The organism is Paenibacillus sp. AK002 (genome assembly GCF_053903045.1).
In genome coordinates this window covers 2,157,585-2,181,992 of record NZ_CP096377.1, presented here as the reverse complement: position 1 = coordinate 2,181,992, position 24,408 = coordinate 2,157,585, and the positions used below count along the sequence as shown (strand labels likewise).

The window sequence follows — 24,408 nt, the reverse complement described above, 5'->3', positions numbered from 1 at the left end:
AGCTTCATGGCAACTTCAACACCTTCCCAATCGGTAGCCGTTTGATTTCGGCGTCTTTGATTCCGTTCAGCTGCTGGATTTCCTTCCAGCGTGCTCCATTCCCGAGCTTCATCTGTGCGACTTTCCATAGGCTGTCGCCGGCAACCATGGTGTACGTCTTCGGCTGCTGTTTGTCATTTGGACGTGCCGCCGTTTTCTTCTTCTGCACGCGGCCACCTCCATTGGTGGATTCCTTGACGATCTTCCGCGCCGCGTAGAACACGTATTTCTTAAGCTGAAGCGAATACTCGATATCTCCACCGCCGCCGGCTACTTCTTTCCATGTGAAGGACTCTATACTGGCTGGCGTGTTGATGTCATAGGTGTCGGAAGTAAAAATGAAACGGATGGGCCGTTTGGTCGTCATCCACTTCTCAATCATCTTGATGTATTCCACCGGATGTAAGAGGTCATCCGTTGTTACAAACGGGTACCATTGCGCGGGAAACAAACCATTAAAGCTGTACGTAGTAAGCTGCCTATCCTTAATCACGTTGATCTCACCGAGGCCGACCACATCATACGTGTTTCCACGGCCAGTTTCATCAACTTCCATTTCGGAAGGGTTGATCGGCAGCTGGAGCACTTCTTCTTTATTGTTGAAGCTCAGCTCGACACCATAGACTCGCATGTCTAGCCCTCCTTACGTGTACGCAGCATCCACCGAGGAAGCAATGTCTTGCTCCAGTTTCTCGGTAATGTGTGCAACGATGGTATTAATATCGCTTTCCTTGCGGACGTGTGTATCGCCGAAGCTAATCGACGGTTGCAGAGTGACATTGTTCTGGATGTTCTTCATCTCAGCAAGTTCCCGCATCATCTTGAGGTCCTCGCTGGAGATATCCACCTTATCCTTGATCTTATCGACCTGGCCCACCTTGCCCACTTTGCCGATGTCCTTGTCACCAACACCAATGGTAGGCAACTTTGGCGTTGTTACCCTGTTTGGCAAGCTAGTACCTGCGCCTAGCATGCTGCCTGGTTGCTGGTTCCTTGCTGCATCTGCTGCTAGTTTAGCAGCTTCCTCTGCGGCTTTTAGCGACGCCTCCTGAGCAGCTTTTTCGGCAGCTTCTTTGGCGCGCTTGGATTGACGATCATCTAAAAACTTTTGCACCTGTGCTTCGCGCTCAGCTGCCTTTTCCGCAGCTCCTTGTCGCATCTCTTCTAAACTCGCTGCCCTAGCCTGCTTGGCTGCCTCAGCTTCTACTGCAGCGGAACCAGCTAAATTCAATTGATCTATCGCATTAATGCTCACTCCTGGTATCTTATTCAACTTATCGATTAACCAGTTAATCCGATGAATAACGCCGTTGGCCAACGAATCAACAATTTTGAGAGTTTCGACCTTCGCCCAGTCAAAGGCATTAGCAATTCCGTTGCCGACCCAGGTAAAAAAGATCGGAATCTGGTCGAAGAAATTTAGGATTCCATTCCAAGCTCTTAAGAAGCCAGCAGCAAACTGGTCATTCGTCTTCCATAGTGCGACTAAGGCAGTAATGATTCCGATGATTAGTGTGGCTACAAGAACATATGGATTCATGCTCATGGCTGCATTGAAAGCGATCTGAGCTACTTTGGCAATCTGCAGAGCAATTGAAACTCCACGAGTCATCAGCAAGTACGCACCCATAGCAGCAACAACACCCATAACAATCGGACTGATCCAGGACCAATTCTCAATTATCGTGTCTGAGAGCCATATGGCGTTCTCCACAAGGAAACTAATCAGCTCGGTTGTAAATGTTAAAGCGTTAGACAGCCCATCGAAAAACGGCTGAAACTTCCCAGCCTGGAAAGCTTCGTTAAGCATCGTAATTAAGGGGGCTAGCCCTTCGATAGAGCCTTGCCCAGCCTCAGCAAAGCCCAAAGCAAAGTTACGTTTAAACTGCTCAAATTGGAATACGAGTTTATTCTGCAACGCATCGGCTGCCCGCGCCGTTGCTCCTTCAAACTCACCAAGTCCAGCTTGCCCAGCTTGCATAGCCAGAACCACGCTATCTTCGAGATCCTCCCACATGGTTCCGAACAATTTAACCCCGACGGTGTTACGATCCGTGGCATTTTCCATATTTCCGAGCGCGAGTAATGTTGCCTGATATGCTCGATTAGCTGCATCGCCGCCGGCTGCGATATCTGCAGCTACCTGATTAGCATCCAAACCAAGCGCTTGAAGTCCTTCCCTGCTGGAATCGGAGAGATCTTGCAGGCGAATAAAGCTTTCTTTCGCAGCATCCCCTACTTTATCCAGATTCCAAGCCCCCTCCTCGCTGGCGGCAATCAGAGTGGCAAACATCTGCTCGGCACTCATTCCGAGACCGGAGAAATGAACAGCATACTCGTTAACAGTATCCAACAAGTCATTAGCGTAGTCCCCACCGCGCTGATAGCCTGTCGCGATTAGGTCTAGGGTTTGAATTTCACCAAGCCCCTCAAAATTAGCCATTAATGTTCGGGTTACTTTAGACAGCTCTCGGACATCCGTTTGCCCTTTTGCTACCTGCTGGACAGCATACGCTGATTGGGTATAGGCCTTGGTGGCATCTTGAGATAAACCACTAAGGTTTTGACGGACAGTAGCCATATCATTATTGACCATGGCAAGAGATTCGCCCCACCCTGAGGACCAAACGTCTTGCACCTGTTGCACCATAAAAGCTGCTTGCTGATCATCTATGCCAACTTGAGCTTGGAGGGATCCCTGAAGCTGTTGCTGTTCCATTGCTCCCCCAACAGTACCACTAACAAGAGCGCCGGTACCTAAAATCCCTGCTAAAGCAGTAACAAATCCGCCCGAGCCAAGGAGAAAACCACCACCGTCTGATCCTCCACTGCCTGATGACGGCTGATTCTGTGATTGTAAAACATCAGCTAACCGGTCAATTTCTGAGCGTACACGATTGATTGGACCGTCAAGCTGCCCGATGGCGTTAGTAACTTGAGTCGTTACTTCTAGTTCAACCTCACTCGTTATAGTTCCTAATCGTCTCTCTACTTCTTGGTTCAACTGACGTACTTCTTGCATGGCCTGCGAAGAGTCCAAAGTAACATCAATATCTGCATGTGTTGGACGCTCCACTACTCGCCTCAAATTTTCCATAGCTGAAATGGCTGTATTGGTCTGGCGAATCGCCGCCTTGAGAGGACCACTAAAGTTATTCATCATATTCAAATGTGTTGCAATAGTCGGCACTGGACAACCTCCTTCACCAACAAAAAAAGACGCCTTAGGAGGCGCCTTATCGAACTATAAGTCAATTACTTGACCGTACGATTGCGATGATAATTTATCATTAACCGTTTTTGTAAAAGAGGTGAGACGAGTTATGTTTAAATCATCCTGAAATGTTACTCCTTTTAATTCCCCACTAGCATCAACATAGTTAATGATTAAATAAAAACTTTTCCCACCCTTCTTTTTCTTTTTATTCTTCAATCCGGACATTCCACCAACAATAGTCCCCAATCCAGGAACCAATAAGGTACCCACAACAGCTCTTCCAACGACGCTCCTATCTACATCCTCAAATTCTTGTTGGCTTTTTGTGACAAAAGCTCTTACACGCTCAATCGGAATTCTAAACGAAGATTTATTAGCAGCCTCAATTTGAATTTCATTTTCAAAGGCTAGTATATTACATGATTTATCACCAATCCCTAGGCCTTCGATATGTTTACAAGCAACGCCATCGTATGCCCCACGGTCTATCGCTTCTTGTTTGATCTTCTTGTTGTTTCTTGCTTGATTCACAAGAACGACTATAGCCCCGATAAAAATTGCAACTATGAAAAGCAATAACCACACCATTACCACGCTCCTATTTATATGGGAATATTTACCCATATCGTACATCATAATGGTGAATAATTCTATTTTTTTCTTCTCATTCTCTGTTGTTCTTTTTTCTCCTTATCAATTCGAACCGAGATCATGGCATAAATCGTAGCCCGTTCTCGATCAGTCATAGCCATCAAATGGTGGGGAAGAATATGCAACTCATGGAGGGCGTAGTACGCATAATTCGCGTCAGCATCGCCCTCAATGATTAGTTTTTTACTTCTTCTACCAAATCGTTCATCGCTACATCAAAACCACTAAGTTCGTTGATTTTCTGTACGAGTGTTGACAACTCGCCGGCAAGCAGCACCTTTTGAACATAATCCTCAGGAGTGGCCAGACCAAGCTTCTTAATGGATTCGGCATTTCGGAAATCCGGGTTAACCGTATGATTAATCGCAATGCTGAGATTAAACAATTGATTATCAAATTCAACCTTTTTTCCTTTTTTAATTTGCGTGGATTTTTTTCGAATGTCCTCGAATTCAGCTGGAGACATCGCTCTAATAGTAAATTTCAAGGGATTGCCTTTCTCATCCTTAAATCGCGGAGAGATAGCCACTTCTTCAGTCAAGTTGTCCACCGGGTTAGCATTCAAAAAGTCCTGCAGGTTCATATATCATCATCCTCCATAGTTTTAGAATAAGAGTGGCGCAACCTTATCGGCTGCGCCTTATTGTCATCTACCTGTGATCAAATTGAACTGATCTTGCAGATCGTAATCATGGAAAGTGAACGGGATTTCTTCTTCCAGCATATCATCGCTGGTAGCATCGAATTGTGCAGCGACTACGCTGTCCACGTTGCAACCAAGCAGCATAGCCGTTTGCTTTCCTGTCGAGCTCCCTGGCTGCTCATTGGTGACCATCAAGTCAAACCAAAAGTCCTCGCCGGTCTGAATGTATGTGCGCATAAGTTGCCGGAATACAGAACTCACATAGTAAACAGTCATCGTTCCTGTTCCAGACCATCCTGCAGCTCGCTGCGGCGTATTGGTCTTGCCCAAGACCGGGACGTCCACCTTATTTTTTTCGATGGTCGCTTCAAGAGATTTTGCATAAAACAATTCCTCGACCCGACCATCGATCGTCGCATACGCCTTGGCATATTTGCCGCTAATTGCGTCCTGTTCACGGAAAAAGGCCATCTTATACCACCTCCACGGTCATGTAAATTTTCTCGATGCTGTCTACTGGCTTGATACTCAGCTCGACAAGAACGGAATCCACATCGTTGCCTGGGGCGACAGAGATATCGGTTTGACTGTCGAAGTTTTGAATCGCTCCGATCCCCTGCAGCGAAAGTAAATAGGAAACGACTTCCGCCTTCAACAGTGCCCGGCCGTCGTCGTTGTTGGACACCTTCCCAATGTAAAACTGGTCGAAGATCCGCTTAATATCGTTGCCGATGCTGTCCAGCACCCGAATGACCCGGTTCTTGCTAAAGGAACGGCTCCGATCCGGTGTGAAGCTCGTCAATGTGTTGATGTCCTGCTCAATGACCGCGGACCCGTTAACAGCCGTGATAACGAGCTCTCCGTTTTTGAGCGCTGCGATCGTTTCACTGTTGGTCAAGCGAGGATAGGCGTCGACGGCGTTCGGAATGACCGTATAGGTGAGGGACTCGTTCACGTTTGCCGCCGCCTCCATCGCCGCGATTTCCCAAAGCAGCATTTCAGGAGGAACCTTAAGACCGTCCGACGTGATGATGCTGTTTTTCAGACTGATGATCCCCTCGTAATCCGCCGACGAGTAATCCACGAGCACCGCCTGAACCTTCTTTCCTTCCTCTTCCCGTTGCCGGCGTACGTAAGCTGCGGCCAGCTGCTTGCTCGATGAATCGGTCAAAGGAACGCCCAAGACATTGAACTGATACGCTTCAAAGGCGCTAAGGGCCGCCGAGAAGTCTGCACCGCTCGCTGTACCGTCGGCCCCTGCGGTGAGCCTGATGCCGGCCGTCGTTGTCGGCGTGCCTGATCCGCTCCAATCGATAAAGGCGCTAGGTTGCAACTCCTCAATCACAGTGACCGTCTGCAGGTCGACCTCTTCCCCATCCAAAAGCGTGACCACGTCGAACGCTGCCGGATCATCGATATTGCTCTGCACCACGATCTGCAGATCGTTCCCGCGGGTGCCGCCCCACTTGGCCGTCGCCGTCAATGGTCCTTCCGTCGCCTTGGCTTTGACCGCTCCCGTCCCGCCGAGGCGGTACAGCAATACGGTGCTGGCATTGTTAACCGCCGCTGTTATATGGCGAATGCGTGGATCGGTCGGACGGAAGCCGATCAGTGCGAGGGACTTATCCATATATTCGGATGCCTCCACCACGATCACGCTGGCCGGGTCCCCCCACGGCAGCGCCGCAGGATACGCCGCGATTCCTCGGTCGCCCAGGGAGCCGAGCGGCTGCGGGCGTGCCTTGAAATTGATGTACGTGCCCGGTCTGACTTTGTTTTGAGCTGTCCATGTTCCACCGGCCATCTTACTTCACACTCCTTTTCAGGTATGCTTGCAGGGCCTTCTCGGCATCTGCAAACGTGTAGGTTTTACCGTCCTCCAGCACAGCGGCCAGGATATCCCTTTCGTGGCCCGGGCGCTGTCTGGACTTCAAAAATTGCTCCTTCGTAAAAGCCGGAACTGCAGGAGCCCGGCTTCTATCTGCCTTGTCTGTCATGCACATATCCCTCCTGTTCAAGCATCTGCATCTTCGGATCATCCGGCGGCAGCTCCCAGACAAGCAGGCTGTACGTCACGAAGAAATGCAGGACCTCATCAATAATCTTAAAATCCATCCCCTGCCCCGGCCATTTGCGACCGCCGACCGTGATCCATTTGAGGGCATCGGTCAGTTGCTCTGCCATATCGTACATGTCATCATTTGACCGTTCCGGCGCAAAGTAACGAACCACAAATGGATGGTCGCGGCGGTACCGGCGGCCGAGCTCCTGCGTATGGGCGGGCTCCAACAAGCGAACAAAAAAACGAGGTGGATCAAGATTCTGCTTGATCTCCTCGCCGGAAATGGGGATGGCCGGGAAGGCTTTGTCCAGGGCAGCCTGCACCGCATACCGCACGTCATTATAGGTAACCTGCACGGCACTACCTCCCAATGTATTTTTTGAGGAATTTATCAAGCTTGCGCTCCAAGATCCCAGGTATTTCACACTCCAACTTTTGAGCGGAAAGAGTCATCATGAACCTGCCTTCCACCCATCCTTGATGGTTCGGGGTCCGATGGCCGTACTCGATGTAAGCCGAGTAATACACAGGGTTGAACACCTCGAGCTCAGCCCCGCCATCAGCCTTCATCGTCACCTGCCCGATCGTCCAGCTGCGGCGAAGCTCCCCCTCCTGGACCGGTGTCCGAGGGACAACCTCGGCGAGCAAACGGTTCGCGAGCTCCTCCACGCATTCCTTGATGAATTTCGGCCATGCCTTTTTCATCGCCTTGAGCTGGTCCCTGAATTCCTCCATTTCCGAGAAATCGAATGAGCCGAAGCGACTCATTATGCCCAGTCCTTTGCCGTCAGGTTAATTTCCTGGTGGCTCGGATATGGCGGAAATGGTTCGCCCGCCGCGTATGTCTCCATACGCCCCGTAGCCTTTCTGGTGACGAAAATGGCGTCGCCCTGTCGGATCTCAAGCTCCGGGGCGATAAACAGCTTGGCGTCATACCTGATGTCGTTTTGCGCTTCGGTCTGACCGTTACGAGGGAGCCCTGTTTGCGAAAGCATGCAAGGCTGGTCCTCGTACAGCGGCTGCAACACCTGCTTGGTCTCCCTCGTAACCGGGTCCTTGACGTCGGCATATCGGCTAACCGTGGCCCTGTCCTCATACATTCGCTCAATCTGCCGCCGGTGACGTCGGTAATTGATCATCTGCTACGCCCCCATGTCATCCGGCGGTAATGATGCAAATCCGCCCGGTAATTAAACACGACCTGATCGATTACGGCCTTCGACGAATTGGTAAGCCCGCCGCCGGAACCTCCCCCGCCGGATACCGATGTGTCGCCGACCTTAACGCTGCCGGCCTGACCACCAACGGTATCGTCGATCTCGTCCACATTAGGAAGATCAACCCGAACGGCGTCGATGACCATACTGGCCCAAACGTACAGCAGATCGTCCGGAAGACTGCTGATGTTGCAATAATGCTTGATTCTGCGCTCGATCTCGGCAATGTACGTGTTAATCAGCGGCTGCAGGGCCTCGTCAGCCAACTCCAGGCGTGCCTTGATGATCCCCCAAACGTCTGTTGACGTAATCATGGCAATCCCTCCTACGCCTTGAGCGCTGCAATCACAGCGTTAAGCAGCGTGGCCACAGTGGGAGCATCGGCTGTTGATGGATCCGCGATAGGTGTAAGTGCGGCAATCTGCGCTTTACCTTTGGTGCGCTCGTTAATTGCACCGGCTAGCACCGCAGCTGTAATAGCCCTAGCCGTTGTGGCCGTCCCTGTTGTCGCCTCCGCTGCAGTAAGGGCTGACAAGTTCTGATTGCTGGTGCCTGCGCCGATCACCGTGCGAGCTGCAGCGGCATCCGCCGCCTTCAAAAAGGACTTACCGACAGTAGTCGCATCCGAAATCGAGTTTGTAGTGACAGCATCCGAAGCAAGCTTCTCGGCTGTTACAGCTCCGTCAGCCAACTGATCTGTGGTAATCGATCCCGGAGACAGAGCACTTGGGGGGCCGGTAGGCAGTGGATTTGACGGTGTCACAGTTACCGGCTTTTTTAATTTGTCGTCCCAATACCGCATGATCATAAATCAATCACTCCTCAAGTGGGCGAATGGCTTTTGCAGCCAGAAGAATTTCGAAGTCCTCTTTTGAAAACTCTTCTTTCTGTCCGATTTGATACCGCGTCGTGTTGTGCTTAACATTTTTGATAATGATGCCCTTCACCATGTCGGCTTGCTTTTCTTCCGGAGATGATTCCAACATCTTTTCCAGTGTTGCAATCAGGGTCTTCCTGTTCTTTCCCTCGATTTCAATCTCAAGGGCTTGTGCTGGGGTCAGATCGCCGATTTCGATCATTTCCAACACCTCTTCAATACTCTTGTCTTCAAACGGATTGTTTTGTTGGTCTGACATCCATTACACCTCCAAATATAAATAGGAGAGGCCGAGCCTCTCCTTAATCAAACACCTTGGCAATGAATATGGTATCGATCGTTTCGAAGCTCGGAAGCACGATCTCGGAGACGAGCGTCTCGACATTCACCGGATGTGGTTCCTTGATTGACGTGATTGCCACGCCAGTATTGACGATCGAAACTTCTGCAGCCGTTGCTCCGGCCATCAGATCAGCTTCCTCCGGCGTCGTGCCAAACCACGTGCTGCCAAGATTACCCTCCGGAATGAGTGTGAAATATCCCGCTGGATAGAACAGGTGCGAAGATCCGTCCTGAAGGGCGTACTGCTTCGTATACGGGGCAACGCTGATGCCGAGTTTAGCACGAAGGTACTGGCGCAACATCTCATCCGTCATGATGACGTTCTGGCCACCCAACGGATTCATGTCAAGACGAATAGATGGATGTACGAGAAGAGCATCCCATACGTCTTGAGAGCAGATTGCGCGCGTCGGCTTCGTGCCAGTATCTGCCTCAACTTGCTTCTGCCAACGTTGGATGTCCTGAATAGGCGTGGAATCGGGATTTCTCCAAACGGCCGTGCCGGTCAGTGTCTCCATGTGGCTCGGATCCATCTTGTAATCATAATCATAGTCCTGACGCGTCTCCGCAGATGTGATACGAATTCTGCCGCTTGACAGCAGCTGCATGATCATACGTTCTGGTACAACATCAGCGCCGGAAACTAGAGATGCAACATCGTCAAAAATTTGATTGATCAACGGCATGACGTATTGATCAGCAGACTCCTGCAGCTTAAGTAGTTCTTGGCGATCTTTCTCACCAATTCTCATCGATTCGCGGAAGAACGGCATTTCCGTTTCGATTTTGCTAAGGCCGATACGGTCCCGAAGCGTTGCTTTGGCGTCAAATGCAGACGGCTGCAACGATACAGGAAGACCGCGAGAACCTTTGATCCAGGACAAATCGAGTCCGAGCTTCTTTCGACGCGGAAATAGAGTGGCTCCGAGGTAAGCGATTCTGTTGGATGGATTGTTAGTCACATATGCAGCAATAGCCTTTGCATTGACCATATCAAAAATTGTAGGCATATAATTTCAATCTCCTTTCCGCCGATTAGGCGATGAATGTGATTTGTTTCAAAGCTGCGACAGCTTCATCAGCCGGTGCTTCCGGCAACTTGGCTAAATCGATGAAGCCATGAATCAGAAGTGCTCCCGGGGCCGGACCATACGTTACATCAACGTCATAAAACAGCACGCCTTCTGCCGTGCCGTCGTTCGCTTTTTTGGCAAGCTTCGACGTATCTGTCAGCACGCCGCCGCCCAAGATCGTCCCGGCTGGCACGACTTTCTTGCCGTCTGCATCCGGGGTTACCCCTGTGGCATCGACAGTAATCGGCATATTCACGTAGTGATCCGGGAATTTCAGAATTTCTTTCCGGTTACCGTAGTCGGTTTGTACAAACTTGCTCATGTGCAATCACTCTCCAAAATATGATTTTTGTGCCTCCGCAGTGGAAGAGTTTTGTTTGGCGAATTCGGCCAACCTCTTCCCAAATTCAGCAGCCTTGTCCTGACCAGACCCGCCGGCACCGCCTGCTCCTCCGCCTTCTGGCGGATTGGCCCCGCGGAACTGGAACTGACCGCCGCCTTTGTCCTCTGGGACAAACAAAAAAGCCTTGCTCGTTTGCAGGGCTTTAATCTGGTCATCCAAGCCAGTTTTGATATTTCCGCTGTCGTCCAGTTCGATTTTTGTTTTATCCAGCAGGTTTGTCACGATGTCCGGATCATGGACTTTGCCAGCAAGGGCCAGCTTGAGCGCTCCTGTTAGCTGCAGGTCTTTCAACTCAGCCTCGTACTTATCTTTGGCCGCCTTGTTGTCGTCTTGAAGTTTCTGTATCTGCTGCTTCAGCGCTTCGGCGTCACCGCTGGATTTTTTCAAATCCTCCAGCTGTTTGTCGCGATCGGTGACTTCCTTCTCTGCCTTCTTGCGGGCTTCGGCAGCCTCGTTGTACTTGTCCTTCGGCACGAAGTGTTTCGGCAGCTCCTTGTTCACGTCACCGATCAAGGCATCGATCTTTGATTCATTCAACCCGGCATTCTTCAGCAATTCCTTCAACCAATCCATTTATCATCAGCCTCCATAGATTTTTATAGCTGCTCTCCAGCTAAGGGAGCCGGCCGATATACTCCAGCCGCAAGTATGCCTAGTTTTAAGCCATTCGACAGGGCAAGAGCTTAGCCAGCCTCTTCGACTAGGGTGTACCCCTCGGCCTCAAGTGACTCTTTAGTCCGAACACTTAAGGTACCAGCACTATCTTTCACGATGCACTCCCCCAACTTGGCCACCAGGACGCTGTAGGCTCCACGAATCACCCGGAGCTGCACACCGTCACTGGTGTACTCGACGCTGATAGGCAAGCCGGTAAAATCAATGATGTCTTGGTGGTTCTCAGGCGTATTGCTGAATTCAAGGACGTCAATAAAAACGCTCTTCTTATATCGCTTGGGCATAGGCTACCTCCTCCAGGCATAATAAAAAGGCACCCTCGCAAATCCATGCGTAAGTGCCTTAATCATGATCCTTTTTCATAACTCCCGATTTCCGTAAAAAGTCATCCAGCTGTTTCTTGTATTTTTTCTGTTCTTCCGGAGGGATCTCCCGGTACCCGATAATCTTCGGTTTCGAAGTATCATTCCATCGTGGATCCGAAAATGGTTTTTTGTTCTGACTCATTGCCCAACCTCCCTCATGAGGATGATGTACACGCCGTCCACATACCGCACCTCGGTAACCTCAAACCCGAAATTCCTCCAATACAGAATTTCTTGTTCTCCCGGGTTGTACATCGTGATGTTACGACCCTGACGGGCACCCAAAATGATCATTTGAACCTGACCATCCGGATTGTAAATAGGGCCAGCCGTTGTCGAGATGTACTGCGGATATTGTATCACGGCTCCGGGCCGGATGTCTGCCATAAACTCCTCGAGGGATTCCTCTGAAGTGAACTGCAGCGACCTCGATACATCCCCTTCATATGGAGGAAGCTTGTTAAGGGCCTTATCTAGTTCCTCGATCCATTCCATTTCCCGACTTTCTAGCGGTTGCCCGCGGCGTAGCTTGTCATTTAGTACGTAAGACTCGCCTCCGATGTATCGCGTGACGGCCGCCTCTTCGTCTCTCGTCAGATCCAGCTGATTGGATGGCAAAGACGGCTGCGACGGGCTTGAAGGTTGAGCCGTTGGCGCTGCCGATGGTGGCTTCGCATCAGGCTCAGTCGTCTTAACCGGTGGTGGTTCAACTGCCGGCGGTTCTGAAACCGCTGGCGGCTTTTCAGAATCCTTCGGCGCGTATTTCGCAGCCCACTCCTTATAAGACATGTTACCGGGCACGCTGAAGGTTTTGCCGTCCTTCCCGCGCGCAGCTCGTTCGCCGGGCTCTGCCTCCCCCACGTCCTCGTAAACGGGAATCGTCGTCGAGCGGCAATAGGCATGCAACGGCGGATAGTTGACTCCCGGCTTCGCCTCCGACAGCGGAATGACCTCCCCGTCCATCTCCCGGCAATCTTTGGACGTCCGCTTATCCAATGTGGCTACAAACTTATAGGCCGTAACCCCCTGGGTCTTATACCCATCGATCCGAGACTGACCGGAGAAATACGCCGCCTCCGTTAAGATAAGCCGCTCAGCCGCACGCTTGCTGACGCTCATCCGCTCCGCAAAATCGGAGATCACCTTATCTGACGGCTCGCTGCGGGTCAAGTCCTGCGTCAGTACCGTCTGCAGCTCCGACAGCAGCTTATCCCGATCTCCCCAGATCCTCGAACTGAAGTTCCGGCCGTCTGGCGCCCAGGGCTTCGCCAAGACCTTGTCAATCTGGCGGGCATCCAGCCCAGCAAACGGCACGCCCTCGCCGACGCCGCGCTGTACTTCGAAGATCCCTTTGTAATACCCTTCCTTGTATATATCGCCGAGGACTTCGGTCGAACCCTTGGCCCGCCGGGCCGTCAGCAGTTCGACTTCTTGCTGCAACTTCAGCTCCAGTTCCTCCAGCCGGCTGATGTGGGCTTTGGCACTCGCATTTTCAAGTTGCTTCATCCATCGCTGATCGATTGCATTTTCCCGGCCGACCTTGATGTAATCCTCTACCGACCAATGGAACTCCTTGAGCTCATTGTCTGTCAGGAGCTTGCGAGCAGCTGCCATAGAGATTTCACCGTTGTTCTTGGCAAGCCGAGCATACCAGGCTTCCGTCTCCTTCCGGATCCGGGCCAACGCCTTGTCATACTCAGCGTTCTGCGCCTTGATATACGCCTCTCCCTTTCGAAGCTCCGCCTCGTTCAGGTCCTCCATCCGGCGCGCCCAGTAATCTTCCGATTTCATTCATCATCGCCATCCTCACTGGTAGCATCAGGCGGTGTATTCGGTGGAAGCCCGCCGTATGCGGCCATGCGCTCAAGAGACTCCTCTTTTTGCTTCTGAATGCGGTCCAGTTCAGCCTGAACAACACGAACCCACGGATGTTGCGCAACAAGCGTTTCGTCTGACAAAATACCGATGCTGTCTTTTATCCCGCGAATGATGCTTTCCTCATCAATCGGCATATCTCGATTGAAGATAAACTCAATATCCTCTTCGCTGTAATCAACCTTTGTCGTGTTATACAGGTGCGTATCGACGAACCACCGAAGCTGCTCAAGAGATGCCTGAAACTCGGTCTCCATGAGACTGGCATCGAGATCAAGGTCTGAATAAAGAAACTTCAGTGCGATTCCTGAGGGTGCGCTGCCGATTTCGACACCTTGCGTATCGACGCCTCGACCGAACTCATAAATATCCTTCCGTGCCTGTTCCATATGAGTCTTGTAGGTTTCAACATTGAGGGCAAGGGACAACGTATCCAGATCGCCATCACCATCAACAAAGGCGGTCCGAAATAGTGCAAGATTTTTACGAAACTCGGCCGGATCCGTCCCGCTGTAATTTTTGACCTTGTAGATCGATTCAGGTAAATCCTCCAGGTTGTTGCTGTTATCGGATTTGTTACGGTCATAGTCGTCTACCAGGGATTTGATGATCTCGACAAGAGGCTGCTCTTCCTCGTTATACTTCCAGCAAATGAACGGTACGCGTTCCCAATTCATCGGTTGTTCCTTACCACCAGAAATCACTGAGAAATGTGATCCGATCGGCCCGGCTTCTACATCTGGTACCAAGCCCGTTCCATCCACAACATAACGGCGAACACCTTGTGTATCCCACCATTCAATTTTTCGGACAGTCTTGCGTTGCATGCCCTCGTATACAATGACCTCATAATCACGTATGATCGCATCCAAAACAGTGTGCGCCTCGTCTGCCCAAAGTGGAATGATTTCTTCTGATCGCATCTTCCGAAATTGAAGTTCACCTGTTTCATCGTAGTACACGAACCACCAGGCAATCCCTTTATTGACAGCTTCCTTCCCTGTAGACTGGATTCTCCGGGACATGGTGCTGTCGAAAACTTCATCCAACGCTTCCGCGTACTTTGAATTATCTGTCTGGATACTTATTGGCTTCCCGAGCAGATAGCCGACCTTCTGGTCCACTAGTTTCCGTACAAATGCATTAGCCAGTTTGTTATTAGCCAGGTTACCGACCGGCTCCCGAGCTCCAGAAGCACCTATTGCAGTCCGCTGCCGCTCCAAGATGTCCGTTTTATTACGGTAATAGAGGTCACCAATCTCCATCCATTTCCGCTTAGGGGAGGCCCTCCACCCGCCGATCTCAAGCTGGATGATTTGCTCCAGCGTGGCCGCCGTTTTAGCTCCCCGGATGATAATGTCTTCAATTTCCTTTTGATATTCATCTGTCGGCCACAGTAATGACACGGTCTTCCTCCTTTCACGCTTGCCCCGGGAAGAATACACCGCCCCGACGCTTCACGATGGTATGCACAAAATAACGATCACCGTCCATCTGGTGATCGTTCTCTTTAACCGGCTTGTCTTCGCCGCGAGCTGCTGCCTTCTCGTCCCAAACATAGGAACTGAATTCCCGGAACGTCTCCTTGCAGCAATCGTTATATTTGATCAAACCTTCAACCAACGCCGACGCGACGTCGCGGATCCCGTTTACTACCTCATTGGCAGCCTTAATGACGCGCAGCACGCCACGCTTCTTGATGGCTGCAATAAAAGAAGCTGCCGAAGGGTCGATAATGACGCCCTTGATCGGCAGCTTGCCTACAAATTCTATGAGATCGTCGCAGTATTCCTCGTCTGTCTTCTGCCGGCTGCGAGCCCGGCCATCGTAATGATACTCCTTGATTTTGTACCAAGTACCTTCGCATTGTCCCCAAAGCCCAAACGTGGTCGGGTTCTGAGTCCCGTAGTCGCAGCTGACATAATATTGCGTGTATGGTCGATCCTTGGTCGGGACGACGTGCTTGTCCTTATCGAACATATCGTATATGACACCCTCAGCAAGCACCCACAGACCGAGAATATACCGCTTGTAGAACACGCCGCTGAACAATCGACGGTAGCCGTCTTTGATCTGTTCGGACAGCGACAGATTATCGTCCATCGTGAAATGCAGGTGCAGCACGCGCTTCTCGACGGCTTGATCCAACCATTCGACCTTGAACCAGTGATAAGGGCCGGCTGGATTGCAGTTGAACCAATATTTCCGGCCTTCGACGGAGCAGCGTGCCACCGCTTGGTTCACAAACGATTGTGGCATTAGGGCAACCTCGTCGAAGAACATCCCGGCCAGCGTAATCCCTTGAATCAGATCCTGGCTTCGTTCGTCCTTTCCGCCGAACAGGAAGAAATAGTTTGCCACAAGCCCGCGGCTAATCGTCAGGACGTTATCTGTCAGGTTGTCGTGAACGCTATAACCCCGGCTCGTCAACATGCGCTTGAGCGGCCCGATCACGTTACGGCGCAGCGCGCCGATGGTCTTGCCGGACATGCCGAATTGTTCACCGTTGAAGCTCTCCATGGCCCAAAAAACATAGCTTAGCGACATGGCCACCGTCTTCCCCGCCCGGACAGAACCGTCACATATCAGGCCGTCCATATCATGATGCGGGCTCTCCGGCATCCACCAAGTCAGAACACGGATCTGCTTCTCGGAAAAGGGTCTCCATTTGAAAGGTGGCGGCTTAAGCTTCAGTCTTGCCATCAGCCCACACCTCCGCTGCTTTTCCTCTTAGAGCTTCAATGAATCCATCATCTTTAACGTCATCGGCTTCGCCGCCGCGGAGCATTTGAAGCTCAAACTTGAGCTTTTCAATGCGAACCTGCCGCTCTTCATCCAGCAGCTTGTTTTTCAGTTCAATTGCCTTCAACTTTTTGTCCTGAACTCGAGTCAATGCCTCCTCCAAAGCAATGATGTCATCAATTTGACGGAAGGTCTTTTCCTCAATCTCGGACTCTACCAGTTCGGTCCGAGTGACGGGGATCGTCTTGGTCAGGCCGGATTTCTCGTCATGTACCGTCATCGCTTCCTTTACCGACTTGAGCTCATACAGGACCCGTCGTTCCTTTTCAGTCAGGCCGTCGATCAGCCGCTTGATTCGAAGCAGCATACGCCGCTCGCGGATCTCAAATTTGAGAATTGATTCATCCACCTGCAGGATAGGATCCGTGTCGATCCGGTTCACTAAATCAAGCTCGTCGTCTTCCAACGCATCAAGCCATATCGTTTCATATTCCCCCGTGGTAACTGCTTTCTTATTTTTTAGCGGCCCACCGGGGCCGCCCTTATTGCCAACAGCTCGTTTATTACCTTCAGGAGCTCCCCCACGGTTACCGACTGCGTTTTTGTTCCCTTTGGGGGCACCTCGTTTAGTAACGTTACCTTTCGATTCATTGGTAACGTTACTATTCAAATCAGCAGCCCACTTATCTTGGGATTTCCACTTTCGGACCTGTGTCTCCCCAATAGAAAGAGAGGCGGCGATGTCTTTAAGCTTCATCGTTCCGCCGCTCTCCAGCCACATACGTTTTGCCTTGTCCCGGTCTGGACTTCTTTCTCTAGCCATGCTACACCATCACCACCTCCATATTTATTTTGTGCTTTGGCAGACCGATAATAAATATAAATCACAGGAGGTTGTTATCTATGACCTATAATCAGATTAAAAAGCTAGAAAAGTATCTGGACTCAATAAAGGGTAAAACTCCCGAAGATGTTAAATTCGTAAAATCCTCCATACAACAAATAATGAATGACGCAATTAAAAGAGAAGAGAACTTTAAGGATGATTTGAAAAATATTAGAATTCACTATCAAGCTCAATTAGCTCTTTCAAATGCCATGGGAAATTATATTGGTATATCAGCAATTTTAATTGCATTAGTAATTGGAATGTTTAGCGTAAGTTCCTCAATGGATAACGTGAGTTTACTTTATTCAATTTCTACACTTCTATTTTTCATTTTCGTAGGGTATATGCTCATTAACACAGGGCGTATTAACAAAAAATTGGTTTCGTATACAATCATCATACAAATAATCGATGAACTATTAGAAAATCCAAGTATTTAATCTCAAAGCTCATCCCTCTGTAACTCAATATCTATTTCAATCAGCTTTTTCAGGTCGTCCACCGTATTGATCTCAATCCGGCCTTCCTGAAAATCCTTCACCCACTTGGCTATACCCGCTTTGACGATCTTCCGGTATTGTTCCTTGCTCTCGAGGATACCTTCCATGACTTGAAGCTCATGCTGCATAAGCAAATCTTTATTCTCAGGTGTTCCCATTGTCGTTCCCCTCGGCTTTCCGTTATGATGGAATGCGAGATAGCGGATGTCAGCTAAATGCCGCGCGCGGCGGGCCGCTATCTCAGCCGGGGGATACCCTGGTCTATGAGGAGGACGTTACCGCGTCCTCCTTTATTATGGACAAAGAAAAGACCGCCCCTTTGCGGTCTTTATCCTGCGTTCACAAATTGGATTATCCCAATAAGAACTAACAATAGATAAACAACAATTATAATTAAAAAACCTAAGTTCAAACCCTTTGAACCACCATGTGGTCTCTTCCCAACTTTCCTCTCCACTGAATCAAGTCGATCTTTAAGTTCTTGTATTTCTTTCTCTAGATCCATTCTAGCCTCCTTAAAGCGTTCTTCAACCCATATATATCCATTCAATAAATACGAACTATATCCTCTTTCTATACTAAGAATTGATACGAGAAATGAGGACTGGCTCTATGCCGGTAGCTTCCTTGTACCGTTTTTTAATGACGTCGCAGAACTTCGGATCGATCTCCATGGTACGGCAGGGCCTATCCAGTTGGTCGCAAGTCATCAATGTGGACCCGCTTCCGCTGAAGAAATCCACAACAGTGTTACCTGGACGACTGCTATTCTTGATCGGTATGGCCAGTAGTTCTAGCGGCTTCTGTGTCGGATGAACATACTTGCCGACGTTACCACGGGACACTTCCCAGACCGTGGATGGTTCAGGTTCCTCCAAAGGGAGGCCAGCGCGCCATACCGTTGTCTGTCGGCGGTCGCCGTACCAAGCTGGGGTCTTTCCCTTTATATGAGCATAGAATACCGGCTCATGCTGCCAACGGTACTGCGACCAACCGAATGAAGCCGCGTTCTTCACCCATACGCATTGACTCCGGATGACAATGCCTGCTGCGTTCATGGCGTCCTCGAACTGGCGCTGGTAAGAAGATGGATGAAAGACGTATATCGCCGCCGTCGGCGCCATATGTTCGGCATACCTCTCAAATACGGAATGCAAAAAGCCCGCAAATTCCTCTGCAGGCATGTCGTCGTTCATTATTGACTCCCGGCCGTCAGCGGCCAGACGGGAAGAGTCACTTTCAACTGCCACGTTATATGGTGGGTCTGTAACCACCAGCGCAGCCAGTTCACCATCCATCAAGTAGCTTACATCCTCAATGCTGGTTGAATCACCACACATCAATCGGTGAGGGCCTAGCTGCCAAATATCTCCCCGTTTCGTCTCCGGCTCCCGGATGTCATCAAACGCCCCTTGGACGTCGAAATCATCCTCCACAACCGGCTCCTCAATCTCCGTATCAGGCATGGTACCGAAATCGACCATCAGGTCACTGAGCTCTTCCTCTTCAAAACCCGATAACGTCAAATCCGCCCCGCTCGTTTGCAAATCAGCCAATAGCCTGGCCAATGCTTCGTCATCCCAGCGGCCGGATACTTTGTTTAACGCAATGTTCAGAAGCCGTTCTTGCTGGTCGTCCAAATCGACAACGCTGACGGCCAACTCTGTATGCCCTTGCTCATGGACCATGATCTTATACCGTTGATGCCCGCCGACCATGTTGCCGGTACGCTCATTCCAAACGATCGGCTCCACATAGCCGAATTCCTCAATACTACGCTTTAGCTTTTCATATTCCGGATCTCCCGGCTGCAGGTCCACTCTTGGGTTGTAGGCAGCTGCATTTATCTGATCGATCGGGACGACTCTGATGTTCATCTTCACTACCTCCAATGATTTTAATAGCATCAAAAAAAGCACCCGTAGTAGGTGCTTAAAGCTTCTATGTTCTCTTTTTTAAACCATACCTTCCATTGTTGTTTTGTACTATCCCTTGCTCTACTAAGCGAGTTAGTTCATTTTTCAAAGCTGATCGTTTAATGCCTAAAGAAGATACTGCAGGACTTTCTAATAATTCAGTAATTGAGAATTCTTTCCTTGTTTTAAGCACTAATAGAATCCTATCCCTTATTTCAAAACGATTCTTATATTCATTTATATCATTCTGGCGATTTACAACACGAACATGTGATGGTATAATCACTGCTTTATTCTTTAATAATTCCAGTTGATCAACCAGCTTTTCTTTATCTATTGCTTCCCCAGATCCAAAAGAGTGCTGTATTTTTGAGATTCCATGTTGAAGTTCCTGCTGGCTTTTAAGAATACTTTCCATTGTTTCAGTCAACTGGTTTTCCAGTGTAGCTACCGTTTCAAGGCTCTTGTTAGTTTGAATGAGGTTTTCTTCCAGGGTCTCGGCTGTGTCCCTTAAATCGGAGACGGTTTTACGCTGACCAGCTATGTCAACTATTGTCATCACAATTGCAACAACTGCTAATACGATTGAGGAAGCAGTAGCAGCATTATTTAATCCAACACCTGCAGCCTCGTTGTCCCATATTGTATAAGCCAATATTGCAAGAATTACTATTACAAGACAAATAATAATGTATATAAAGTGTAATTTATTTATATACCCTTTCGGGGTTTTATTCGGATTTTCTTCTTTATTTTTCATAACTACCTCCACTCCCTCGAAGTATCATACTTCATTTTCCAAATTACGACAATGATATTTTGTATACGATTGAATATTTCCAAATTGAGTTGAGTTGGTTTCTAATTTGGATGCACGACAAATAGGGGCATACGCCAACGCTATGCCCCTTCTCTGCTGTTTTCCAGACCTGTTCCTCTATTCGTCCGTGATCAATCACAGATGCTTTAAATCGACTTAAATTTTTGTCGTTTAGAGCGACATTCTCTAAATTTATGTACAAACTTGTCTAAACCACGAACTATCTATCAAAGATTACAGCTATTATAACGTCTACAAATATTAAAGCAACAAGTAAAACAGGCATACTTTTAGCTACTTTTTCGCTTTGTTTATCTGGCAAATATTTAATTAAAAGAGGCACTATTGTGAAAAATAATATGAATGAGACAAGTATAATTGCGAACGAGAAAGTACTTGTATCATCAATATCAATAAACCAGACCGCGCTGCTAGTGTAAATCGATCCCACCACCTTTCCTATATCTTCAATAAAACCAATTTCGACATTAGGAAGGTTTTTCCTTTTCCAAAAGAAAAGCACCCGAGGGTGCTCATCCTGGATCGACAGAATTTTTAACTTTTTCCAAAATAATATCCTTTATTGCCCCGTCCAAGTCATCAGGAAACTTGGGAATCCAGTTTCCGATCTCATCATACGAACCACCAGCTTCGTAAATTTCAGAATAACTAATGCTAAACTCTACTCTTCCAACAGAGGGTATATTAATAATAACATTCCATTCTATTGGCGAAAGCGCGGTTTGCTTCGCGTCAACTCCGTAACCAAGGCCACTTTTCAATTCAGTCAAGACTGACACGATTGATTTGTGGACAGTGGTTTTTGAGTCAACATACGAAGCAACGTGAGCTTTTATTTGTTCTTTCCATTCTGACAAAGTGCTCACCTCCCTTCGACATCACATTTCGACATCAGGAAGGTTTTTCCTCCTTCACACAAGGACGTCTGCTACAGAACTGACTCGTGCCGGTCCATTCACCCCACACACATCGTTTACACCTGTATGGTTGCTTTGGCTTAGAGCGTCGTCGCTGAAGCTTATTACGTTTTCCGGCCATGTCGTCGTACCTTTCTATTTCTTAGTGAGTTGCCCGCTGTCACTTTAACCAACCATTGAATCCATTTCATAATAAGTTCACGCTCCTTAGAGAAAATAAAAAAGCCGCTCCAGAAAGGAACGACTTCAGATTATATATTCAGCATTTATCTGCAGAGAGATCCGCGAGAGCATTGCGTCCGTGCCGGCCGGAGCAAAAACGCTACGCTCTTTGCTTTAAAAGAATCTGTACTTTGTATCTAGAGAGGAAGAACAAGAACATTTTATCTTGATGTGAAAAAATGTGTCAAAATAACAATTAATCAAATTAAACGGAAAACTCAATAATATCTTAAACATACTTTCTTTTTCTTATTATTAACTAGCCCGCTCTTTCCTTGCTATCTTTCTTCACTTCTTTGCTTATTCTCCGCAAAACATTTAAAAATTCATGTGTATCCAAAAAGTAGTTCGGATATGCCTTTTTAAGCGATTCTACAGAAGATGCTTTTACAAGTACAACTTGTCTTTTGTTATCACCATCGCTTATTTGTTCCTCTTTCAAGTAATGTTCCGTGGCTTCCTCAAGTCTATCTCTTCCATAAGCAGTATATGTTAACTTCTTCTCTTCAGGTTCTAAAACCATGAGATAGTAACTACCTGTTCCATCACTACTTATAGTTTTTAGGGCATTTCTAAATACATTCAATTTTTCAGAAATCTTTAATCTCTTTTCTTCAAGCACTAGAGTTCGGAATGTTTCTTCTCTTGATAGGTGTTCGTAGCCAGGAATCAAACTCTTCCCTTCTAAATATGCAAATGCCGAACTGGCCAGTGAAAAAAACGATAGCCATTCATCTGGCCCTTCACTAGATTTTAGTGAGGAATTGAGAAAAGTCCCCATTGTTTCTACAGCTGTGGCCCAGGCATGTTGCAGACGAGTTCGTATTTGTAGTTCGATCATAAGGCCATTATAGATTTCAGGATTATTTTTATAGTAGCGATAAACCAAATGAATCCCTCTATATCCAGACGGTTTAGGGTTATCAATGTAATTTTTCTCATTCACAAGTTGATGCTTCCACTTACTATTACTGCTCTTGTAATAATCATAGAGTGCTTCTACTTGACTTAGGTCCTCGACAACAGCTCTCAAACCACCTATATCTTGCATTCTTGATAGTTTCATTCCCCTAAATCTCGCTAGTTTACTTATAATCGAAGGGGTTCGTTTTAATCTTTGAGCTACAACTGCGTTCGGGTCAATGCTCTTTAACTTGTTTCTTAAAGTCGCTTGAAAAGTATTGATTGGATAACCATGAACAGCTCTCCAATTATTAAGCGTTTCGTAGGCATCAATTATCTCCTTCGAGCTTACTTCTGTATTTTCATCGAAGAATACTTCGCTTAACATTTTTGAGAAAAAATCACCAGCTCTGTCAACAGCTTTTTTTGAATATTTCAATTCCACTTTCTTCATTTGTTTACGACCCACTTTCATAGCATCCTTTCGTCTAATTTATCACATCATGTAATATTTTGGAATGAGAATGGGGAAGAAGAAAAAGCGAGAAGAGTTACGCCCCGGTCATATGCCGCATTCATGCAGCCGTGCGTGTCATTCTCGCCTTTTTCTATGGTTACATCCTATCACGGGAAAACCGCCATGTGGTGCTCAACTTAGTGTCATTTTACAATCAGACTGTGCTCACTTTAGAGTCAAATTCATTTTTGGAGTTCGCCGTTTGCTTCCCCCCGAAATGGGGCCTTCTAATTTAGAGTGTGGCAACTATTGTGCAAAAAAGGCATTGTCTGTGATAATGACAATGCCTTTTTTCTTTATTCTATTTTAGTTACTTCAGTTCCTTTGTTGTCAGCCCTTCTATCGTCTATCACATATACTCGTCATTTTTTATTATCTCTGAGATAAAGTCTTATAAATTGATAGGCCCCAAATAGCATCAATACTATCCCTATTACATCTACCAGTTTTTTCAACAAACTCCCATAATTAATAATTGAATTTAAGAATAGTAATTCAGGAGTGAATAAGAAAAGAAAGCCCATAAAAAAAATTACAACGGTAGCAAAATATCTATTAATACAAACCACTCCCTTCGAAGTCACTTAAACATTATACTACTATAATTCCATTTTAATGTAAATAATAAATATTTTGGTTGACATTACCATTTTCCATATATTATCATCAAATTACATTTATTAGGGAGGTATTATAATGACAGTAAAAAAGAAGATTAAGAGTTTATTTGTGATCGCTTCTGTTCTAGCACTGACTACAAGTAGTTTGGGTTCGGCAACAGCAGCACCAATCGAATCAAAGCCTGACTTTATTGAGAAGGCAGACCAGGTTCTTATTTCCACAAAAAATAATGAAGACAGAATAAATCAGTTAGAAGAATTGGGCTGGGAAGTTGTTGAGACATCATCGGATGATCGTATTATGACGCCTTTTTCACCATCTGGTTGTGGATCAGTGATAAATGAGAATGTTCTAAAACAATGGGACGCAGTTAACTCTCGTTATATGTATCTTATCCAGGCAGGATGGGACTTTAATGATTCCTGCTCGGATTTTGATGACACTTCAGGGAACGCCCCAGACATTCTGGCGATTGCAGTAGTAAATGGACAAGGTAAGTCTGTAGGAGTTCAAGGAGAGTTTGCTCAAATATATGTTAGAGATGAAGATGGCGATGATCATCCTACTAGAGGTAACGTTTCAGGACCAAGTGGATCTGGAATAGTTTATACAATCGATGATCAAGATGGATTTACAGATAACATCGGAGATAATGGGGACGCGTGGTTCTACATTCAAAAACCAAGTGGGACTGGACCGTTCTACGTACAATCTAAATGGCGTCATACTTGGACATCTACACAATCCACTTTAACAGGTGTAGGTATTACATATGGTACTGGGTCGATTGGACTCAATGCCACATGGAATACAACTACAACTCCTCTTTCATGGGATGCATTTGATTCGAGTTTAGCCTCATTCTAAATACAAGATGCACGAGACAACAACTGTTTATTCT

Annotated in this window: 30 protein-coding genes; 2 read left to right on the top strand and 28 right to left on the bottom strand. The window is 47.7% G+C overall.

Annotated elements, in window-relative coordinates; translation table 11 throughout:
• Nucleotides 1–4: 4 nt before the first annotated feature.
• The 22 genes from M1D70_RS09475 to terS all read right to left on the bottom strand — a co-directional run bounded on the left by M1D70_RS09475 (nt 5) and on the right by terS (nt 17,004).
• Nucleotides 5–670, bottom strand: a complete 666-nt coding sequence (locus M1D70_RS09475) for a LysM peptidoglycan-binding domain-containing protein (RefSeq protein WP_456289736.1) — start codon at nt 668–670, stop codon at nt 5–7.
• A gap of 12 nt (nt 671–682) precedes the next feature.
• Entirely contained in the window at nt 683–3,229 is a 2,547-nt protein-coding gene (locus M1D70_RS09470; protein WP_456289735.1) for a phage tail tape measure protein, read from the bottom strand.
• Nucleotides 3,230–3,283: 54 nt separating this feature from the next.
• Nucleotides 3,284–3,844 carry a hypothetical protein gene (locus tag M1D70_RS09465; protein WP_456289734.1) on the bottom strand — a complete coding sequence of 187 codons (561 nt, stop codon included), beginning with the start codon at nt 3,842–3,844 and terminating at the stop codon, nt 3,284–3,286.
• Nucleotides 3,845–4,082: 238 nt separating this feature from the next.
• Nucleotides 4,083–4,490, bottom strand: a complete 408-nt coding sequence (locus M1D70_RS09460; RefSeq protein WP_456289733.1) for a phage tail assembly chaperone — start codon at nt 4,488–4,490, stop codon at nt 4,083–4,085.
• 63 nt (nt 4,491–4,553) lie between these two features.
• On the bottom strand, nt 4,554–5,021 hold the full coding sequence (locus M1D70_RS09455) for a phage tail tube protein (RefSeq protein ID WP_456289732.1): 468 nt from the start codon (nt 5,019–5,021) through the stop codon (nt 4,554–4,556).
• Nucleotide 5,022: 1 nt separating this feature from the next.
• Nucleotides 5,023–6,354, bottom strand: coding sequence for a phage tail sheath family protein (locus M1D70_RS09450; protein WP_456289731.1), 1,332 nt, complete (start codon nt 6,352–6,354; stop codon nt 5,023–5,025).
• Between the two features lies 1 nt (nt 6,355).
• The gene (locus tag M1D70_RS09445; protein ID WP_456289730.1) at nt 6,356–6,547 is read right to left on the bottom strand and encodes a hypothetical protein; all 192 of its coding nucleotides are present in this window, start codon (nt 6,545–6,547) and stop codon (nt 6,356–6,358) included.
• Nucleotides 6,528–6,968, bottom strand: a complete 441-nt coding sequence (locus M1D70_RS09440) for a phage tail terminator family protein (protein ID WP_456289729.1) — start codon at nt 6,966–6,968, stop codon at nt 6,528–6,530. Before M1D70_RS09440 ends, M1D70_RS09445 begins: the two co-directional genes overlap by 20 nt.
• Before the next feature lie 4 nt (nt 6,969–6,972).
• Nucleotides 6,973–7,317 (bottom strand): HK97 gp10 family phage protein, encoded by a 345-nt coding sequence (locus tag M1D70_RS09435; RefSeq protein ID WP_456289728.1) that lies wholly within the window; start codon nt 7,315–7,317, stop codon nt 6,973–6,975.
• A gap of 62 nt (nt 7,318–7,379) precedes the next feature.
• Nucleotides 7,380–7,751, bottom strand: a complete 372-nt coding sequence (locus tag M1D70_RS09430) for an ABC transporter ATP-binding protein (RefSeq protein ID WP_456289727.1) — start codon at nt 7,749–7,751, stop codon at nt 7,380–7,382.
• The gene (locus M1D70_RS09425; RefSeq protein ID WP_456289726.1) at nt 7,748–8,143 is read right to left on the bottom strand and encodes a DNA-packaging protein; all 396 of its coding nucleotides are present in this window, start codon (nt 8,141–8,143) and stop codon (nt 7,748–7,750) included. The genes M1D70_RS09430 and M1D70_RS09425 overlap by 4 nt, the downstream gene beginning before the upstream one ends.
• 11 nt (nt 8,144–8,154) lie before the next feature.
• Entirely contained in the window at nt 8,155–8,592 is a 438-nt protein-coding gene (locus M1D70_RS09420) for a hypothetical protein (RefSeq protein WP_456289725.1), read from the bottom strand.
• Between the two features lie 52 nt (nt 8,593–8,644).
• Nucleotides 8,645–8,965, bottom strand: a complete 321-nt coding sequence (locus M1D70_RS09415; protein WP_456289724.1) for a hypothetical protein — start codon at nt 8,963–8,965, stop codon at nt 8,645–8,647.
• Nucleotides 8,966–9,008: 43 nt separating this feature from the next.
• Complete coding sequence (locus M1D70_RS09410) at nt 9,009–10,058, bottom strand: major capsid protein (protein WP_456289723.1); 1,050 nt, start codon at nt 10,056–10,058, stop codon at nt 9,009–9,011.
• 25 nt (nt 10,059–10,083) lie between these two features.
• Complete coding sequence (locus M1D70_RS09405; protein ID WP_456289722.1) at nt 10,084–10,443, bottom strand: hypothetical protein; 360 nt, start codon at nt 10,441–10,443, stop codon at nt 10,084–10,086.
• Between the two features lie 6 nt (nt 10,444–10,449).
• Entirely contained in the window at nt 10,450–11,097 is a 648-nt protein-coding gene (locus M1D70_RS09400) for a phage scaffolding protein (protein ID WP_456289721.1), read from the bottom strand.
• 110 nt (nt 11,098–11,207) lie between these two features.
• Nucleotides 11,208–11,483, bottom strand: a complete 276-nt coding sequence (locus M1D70_RS09395) for a hypothetical protein (protein ID WP_456289720.1) — start codon at nt 11,481–11,483, stop codon at nt 11,208–11,210.
• Between the two features lie 58 nt (nt 11,484–11,541).
• Nucleotides 11,542–11,706, bottom strand: a complete 165-nt coding sequence (locus M1D70_RS09390; RefSeq protein WP_456289719.1) for a hypothetical protein — start codon at nt 11,704–11,706, stop codon at nt 11,542–11,544.
• Nucleotides 11,703–13,355 (bottom strand): minor capsid protein, encoded by a 1,653-nt coding sequence (locus tag M1D70_RS09385; protein ID WP_456289718.1) that lies wholly within the window; start codon nt 13,353–13,355, stop codon nt 11,703–11,705. The genes M1D70_RS09390 and M1D70_RS09385 overlap by 4 nt, the downstream gene beginning before the upstream one ends.
• Nucleotides 13,352–14,845 (bottom strand): phage portal protein, encoded by a 1,494-nt coding sequence (locus M1D70_RS09380; protein ID WP_456289717.1) that lies wholly within the window; start codon nt 14,843–14,845, stop codon nt 13,352–13,354. The genes M1D70_RS09385 and M1D70_RS09380 overlap by 4 nt, the downstream gene beginning before the upstream one ends.
• A gap of 13 nt (nt 14,846–14,858) precedes the next feature.
• Nucleotides 14,859–16,142, bottom strand: a complete 1,284-nt coding sequence (locus tag M1D70_RS09375) for a PBSX family phage terminase large subunit (RefSeq protein ID WP_456289716.1) — start codon at nt 16,140–16,142, stop codon at nt 14,859–14,861.
• Nucleotides 16,123–17,004, bottom strand: a complete 882-nt coding sequence (gene terS, locus M1D70_RS09370; RefSeq protein WP_456289715.1) for a phage terminase small subunit — start codon at nt 17,002–17,004, stop codon at nt 16,123–16,125. Before terS ends, M1D70_RS09375 begins: the two co-directional genes overlap by 20 nt.
• A gap of 80 nt (nt 17,005–17,084) precedes the next feature.
• Between terS and M1D70_RS09365 the strand changes: the two genes are divergently transcribed.
• Nucleotides 17,085–17,510, top strand: a complete 426-nt coding sequence (locus M1D70_RS09365) for a hypothetical protein (protein ID WP_456289714.1) — start codon at nt 17,085–17,087, stop codon at nt 17,508–17,510.
• 2 nt (nt 17,511–17,512) lie between these two features.
• On the opposite strand, the gene M1D70_RS09360 is transcribed toward M1D70_RS09365, so the two are convergent.
• The 6 genes from M1D70_RS09360 to M1D70_RS09335 form a co-directional block, all read right to left on the bottom strand.
• Nucleotides 17,513–17,728 carry a hypothetical protein gene (locus M1D70_RS09360; RefSeq protein ID WP_456289713.1) on the bottom strand — a complete coding sequence of 72 codons (216 nt, stop codon included), beginning with the start codon at nt 17,726–17,728 and terminating at the stop codon, nt 17,513–17,515.
• 170 nt (nt 17,729–17,898) lie between these two features.
• The gene (locus M1D70_RS09355; RefSeq protein ID WP_339292716.1) at nt 17,899–18,075 is read right to left on the bottom strand and encodes a hypothetical protein; all 177 of its coding nucleotides are present in this window, start codon (nt 18,073–18,075) and stop codon (nt 17,899–17,901) included.
• 73 nt (nt 18,076–18,148) lie between these two features.
• On the bottom strand, nt 18,149–19,447 hold the full coding sequence (locus M1D70_RS09350) for a site-specific DNA-methyltransferase (RefSeq protein WP_456289712.1): 1,299 nt from the start codon (nt 19,445–19,447) through the stop codon (nt 18,149–18,151).
• A gap of 64 nt (nt 19,448–19,511) precedes the next feature.
• Nucleotides 19,512–20,246 (bottom strand): hypothetical protein, encoded by a 735-nt coding sequence (locus M1D70_RS09345; RefSeq protein WP_456289711.1) that lies wholly within the window; start codon nt 20,244–20,246, stop codon nt 19,512–19,514.
• 593 nt (nt 20,247–20,839) lie between these two features.
• Nucleotides 20,840–21,184, bottom strand: a complete 345-nt coding sequence (locus M1D70_RS09340; protein WP_456289710.1) for a hypothetical protein — start codon at nt 21,182–21,184, stop codon at nt 20,840–20,842.
• A gap of 541 nt (nt 21,185–21,725) precedes the next feature.
• Nucleotides 21,726–22,823, bottom strand: coding sequence for a RelA/SpoT domain-containing protein (locus M1D70_RS09335; protein WP_456289709.1), 1,098 nt, complete (start codon nt 22,821–22,823; stop codon nt 21,726–21,728).
• Nucleotides 22,824–23,582: 759 nt separating this feature from the next.
• Between M1D70_RS09335 and M1D70_RS09330 the strand changes: the two genes are divergently transcribed.
• On the top strand, nt 23,583–24,374 hold the full coding sequence (locus M1D70_RS09330; RefSeq protein WP_456289708.1) for a hypothetical protein: 792 nt from the start codon (nt 23,583–23,585) through the stop codon (nt 24,372–24,374).
• Nucleotides 24,375–24,408 lie beyond the last annotated feature (34 nt).

Excerpts from the sequence above, each read along its gene's own strand:
- M1D70_RS09405 (WP_456289722.1), bottom strand. The coding sequence starts at position 10,443 with ATGAGCAAGTTTGTACAAACCGACTACGGTAACCGGAAAGAAATTCTG.
- M1D70_RS09430 (WP_456289727.1), bottom strand. The coding sequence starts at position 7,751 with ATGATCAATTACCGACGTCACCGGCGGCAGATTGAGCGAATGTATGAG.
- M1D70_RS09435 (WP_456289728.1), bottom strand. The coding sequence starts at position 7,317 with ATGAAAAAGGCATGGCCGAAATTCATCAAGGAATGCGTGGAGGAGCTC.
- M1D70_RS09475 (WP_456289736.1), bottom strand. The coding sequence starts at position 670 with ATGCGAGTCTATGGTGTCGAGCTGAGCTTCAACAATAAAGAAGAAGTG.
- M1D70_RS09360 (WP_456289713.1), bottom strand. The coding sequence starts at position 17,728 with ATGGGAACACCTGAGAATAAAGATTTGCTTATGCAGCATGAGCTTCAA.
- M1D70_RS09415 (WP_456289724.1), bottom strand. The coding sequence starts at position 8,965 with ATGTCAGACCAACAAAACAATCCGTTTGAAGACAAGAGTATTGAAGAG.
- M1D70_RS09375 (WP_456289716.1), bottom strand. The coding sequence starts at position 16,142 with ATGGCAAGACTGAAGCTTAAGCCGCCACCTTTCAAATGGAGACCCTTT.
- terS (WP_456289715.1), bottom strand. The coding sequence starts at position 17,004 with ATGGCTAGAGAAAGAAGTCCAGACCGGGACAAGGCAAAACGTATGTGG.
- M1D70_RS09385 (WP_456289718.1), bottom strand. The coding sequence starts at position 13,355 with ATGAAATCGGAAGATTACTGGGCGCGCCGGATGGAGGACCTGAACGAG.
- M1D70_RS09390 (WP_456289719.1), bottom strand. The coding sequence starts at position 11,706 with ATGAGTCAGAACAAAAAACCATTTTCGGATCCACGATGGAATGATACT.
- M1D70_RS09400 (WP_456289721.1), bottom strand. The coding sequence starts at position 11,097 with ATGGATTGGTTGAAGGAATTGCTGAAGAATGCCGGGTTGAATGAATCA.
- M1D70_RS09345 (WP_456289711.1), bottom strand. The coding sequence starts at position 20,246 with ATGAAAAATAAAGAAGAAAATCCGAATAAAACCCCGAAAGGGTATATA.
- M1D70_RS09355 (WP_339292716.1), bottom strand. The coding sequence starts at position 18,075 with ATGGATCTAGAGAAAGAAATACAAGAACTTAAAGATCGACTTGATTCA.
- M1D70_RS09335 (WP_456289709.1), bottom strand. The coding sequence starts at position 22,823 with ATGAAGAAAGTGGAATTGAAATATTCAAAAAAAGCTGTTGACAGAGCT.
- M1D70_RS09455 (WP_456289732.1), bottom strand. The coding sequence starts at position 5,021 with ATGGCCTTTTTCCGTGAACAGGACGCAATTAGCGGCAAATATGCCAAG.
- M1D70_RS09410 (WP_456289723.1), bottom strand. The coding sequence starts at position 10,058 with ATGCCTACAATTTTTGATATGGTCAATGCAAAGGCTATTGCTGCATAT.
- M1D70_RS09365 (WP_456289714.1), top strand. The coding sequence starts at position 17,085 with ATGACCTATAATCAGATTAAAAAGCTAGAAAAGTATCTGGACTCAATA.
- M1D70_RS09445 (WP_456289730.1), bottom strand. The coding sequence starts at position 6,547 with ATGACAGACAAGGCAGATAGAAGCCGGGCTCCTGCAGTTCCGGCTTTT.
- M1D70_RS09465 (WP_456289734.1), bottom strand. The coding sequence starts at position 3,844 with ATGGTGTGGTTATTGCTTTTCATAGTTGCAATTTTTATCGGGGCTATA.
- M1D70_RS09395 (WP_456289720.1), bottom strand. The coding sequence starts at position 11,483 with ATGCCCAAGCGATATAAGAAGAGCGTTTTTATTGACGTCCTTGAATTC.
- M1D70_RS09350 (WP_456289712.1), bottom strand. The coding sequence starts at position 19,447 with ATGAACATCAGAGTCGTCCCGATCGATCAGATAAATGCAGCTGCCTAC.
- M1D70_RS09460 (WP_456289733.1), bottom strand. The coding sequence starts at position 4,490 with ATGAACCTGCAGGACTTTTTGAATGCTAACCCGGTGGACAACTTGACT.
- M1D70_RS09425 (WP_456289726.1), bottom strand. The coding sequence starts at position 8,143 with ATGATTACGTCAACAGACGTTTGGGGGATCATCAAGGCACGCCTGGAG.
- M1D70_RS09330 (WP_456289708.1), top strand. The coding sequence starts at position 23,583 with ATGACAGTAAAAAAGAAGATTAAGAGTTTATTTGTGATCGCTTCTGTT.
- M1D70_RS09450 (WP_456289731.1), bottom strand. The coding sequence starts at position 6,354 with ATGGCCGGTGGAACATGGACAGCTCAAAACAAAGTCAGACCGGGCACG.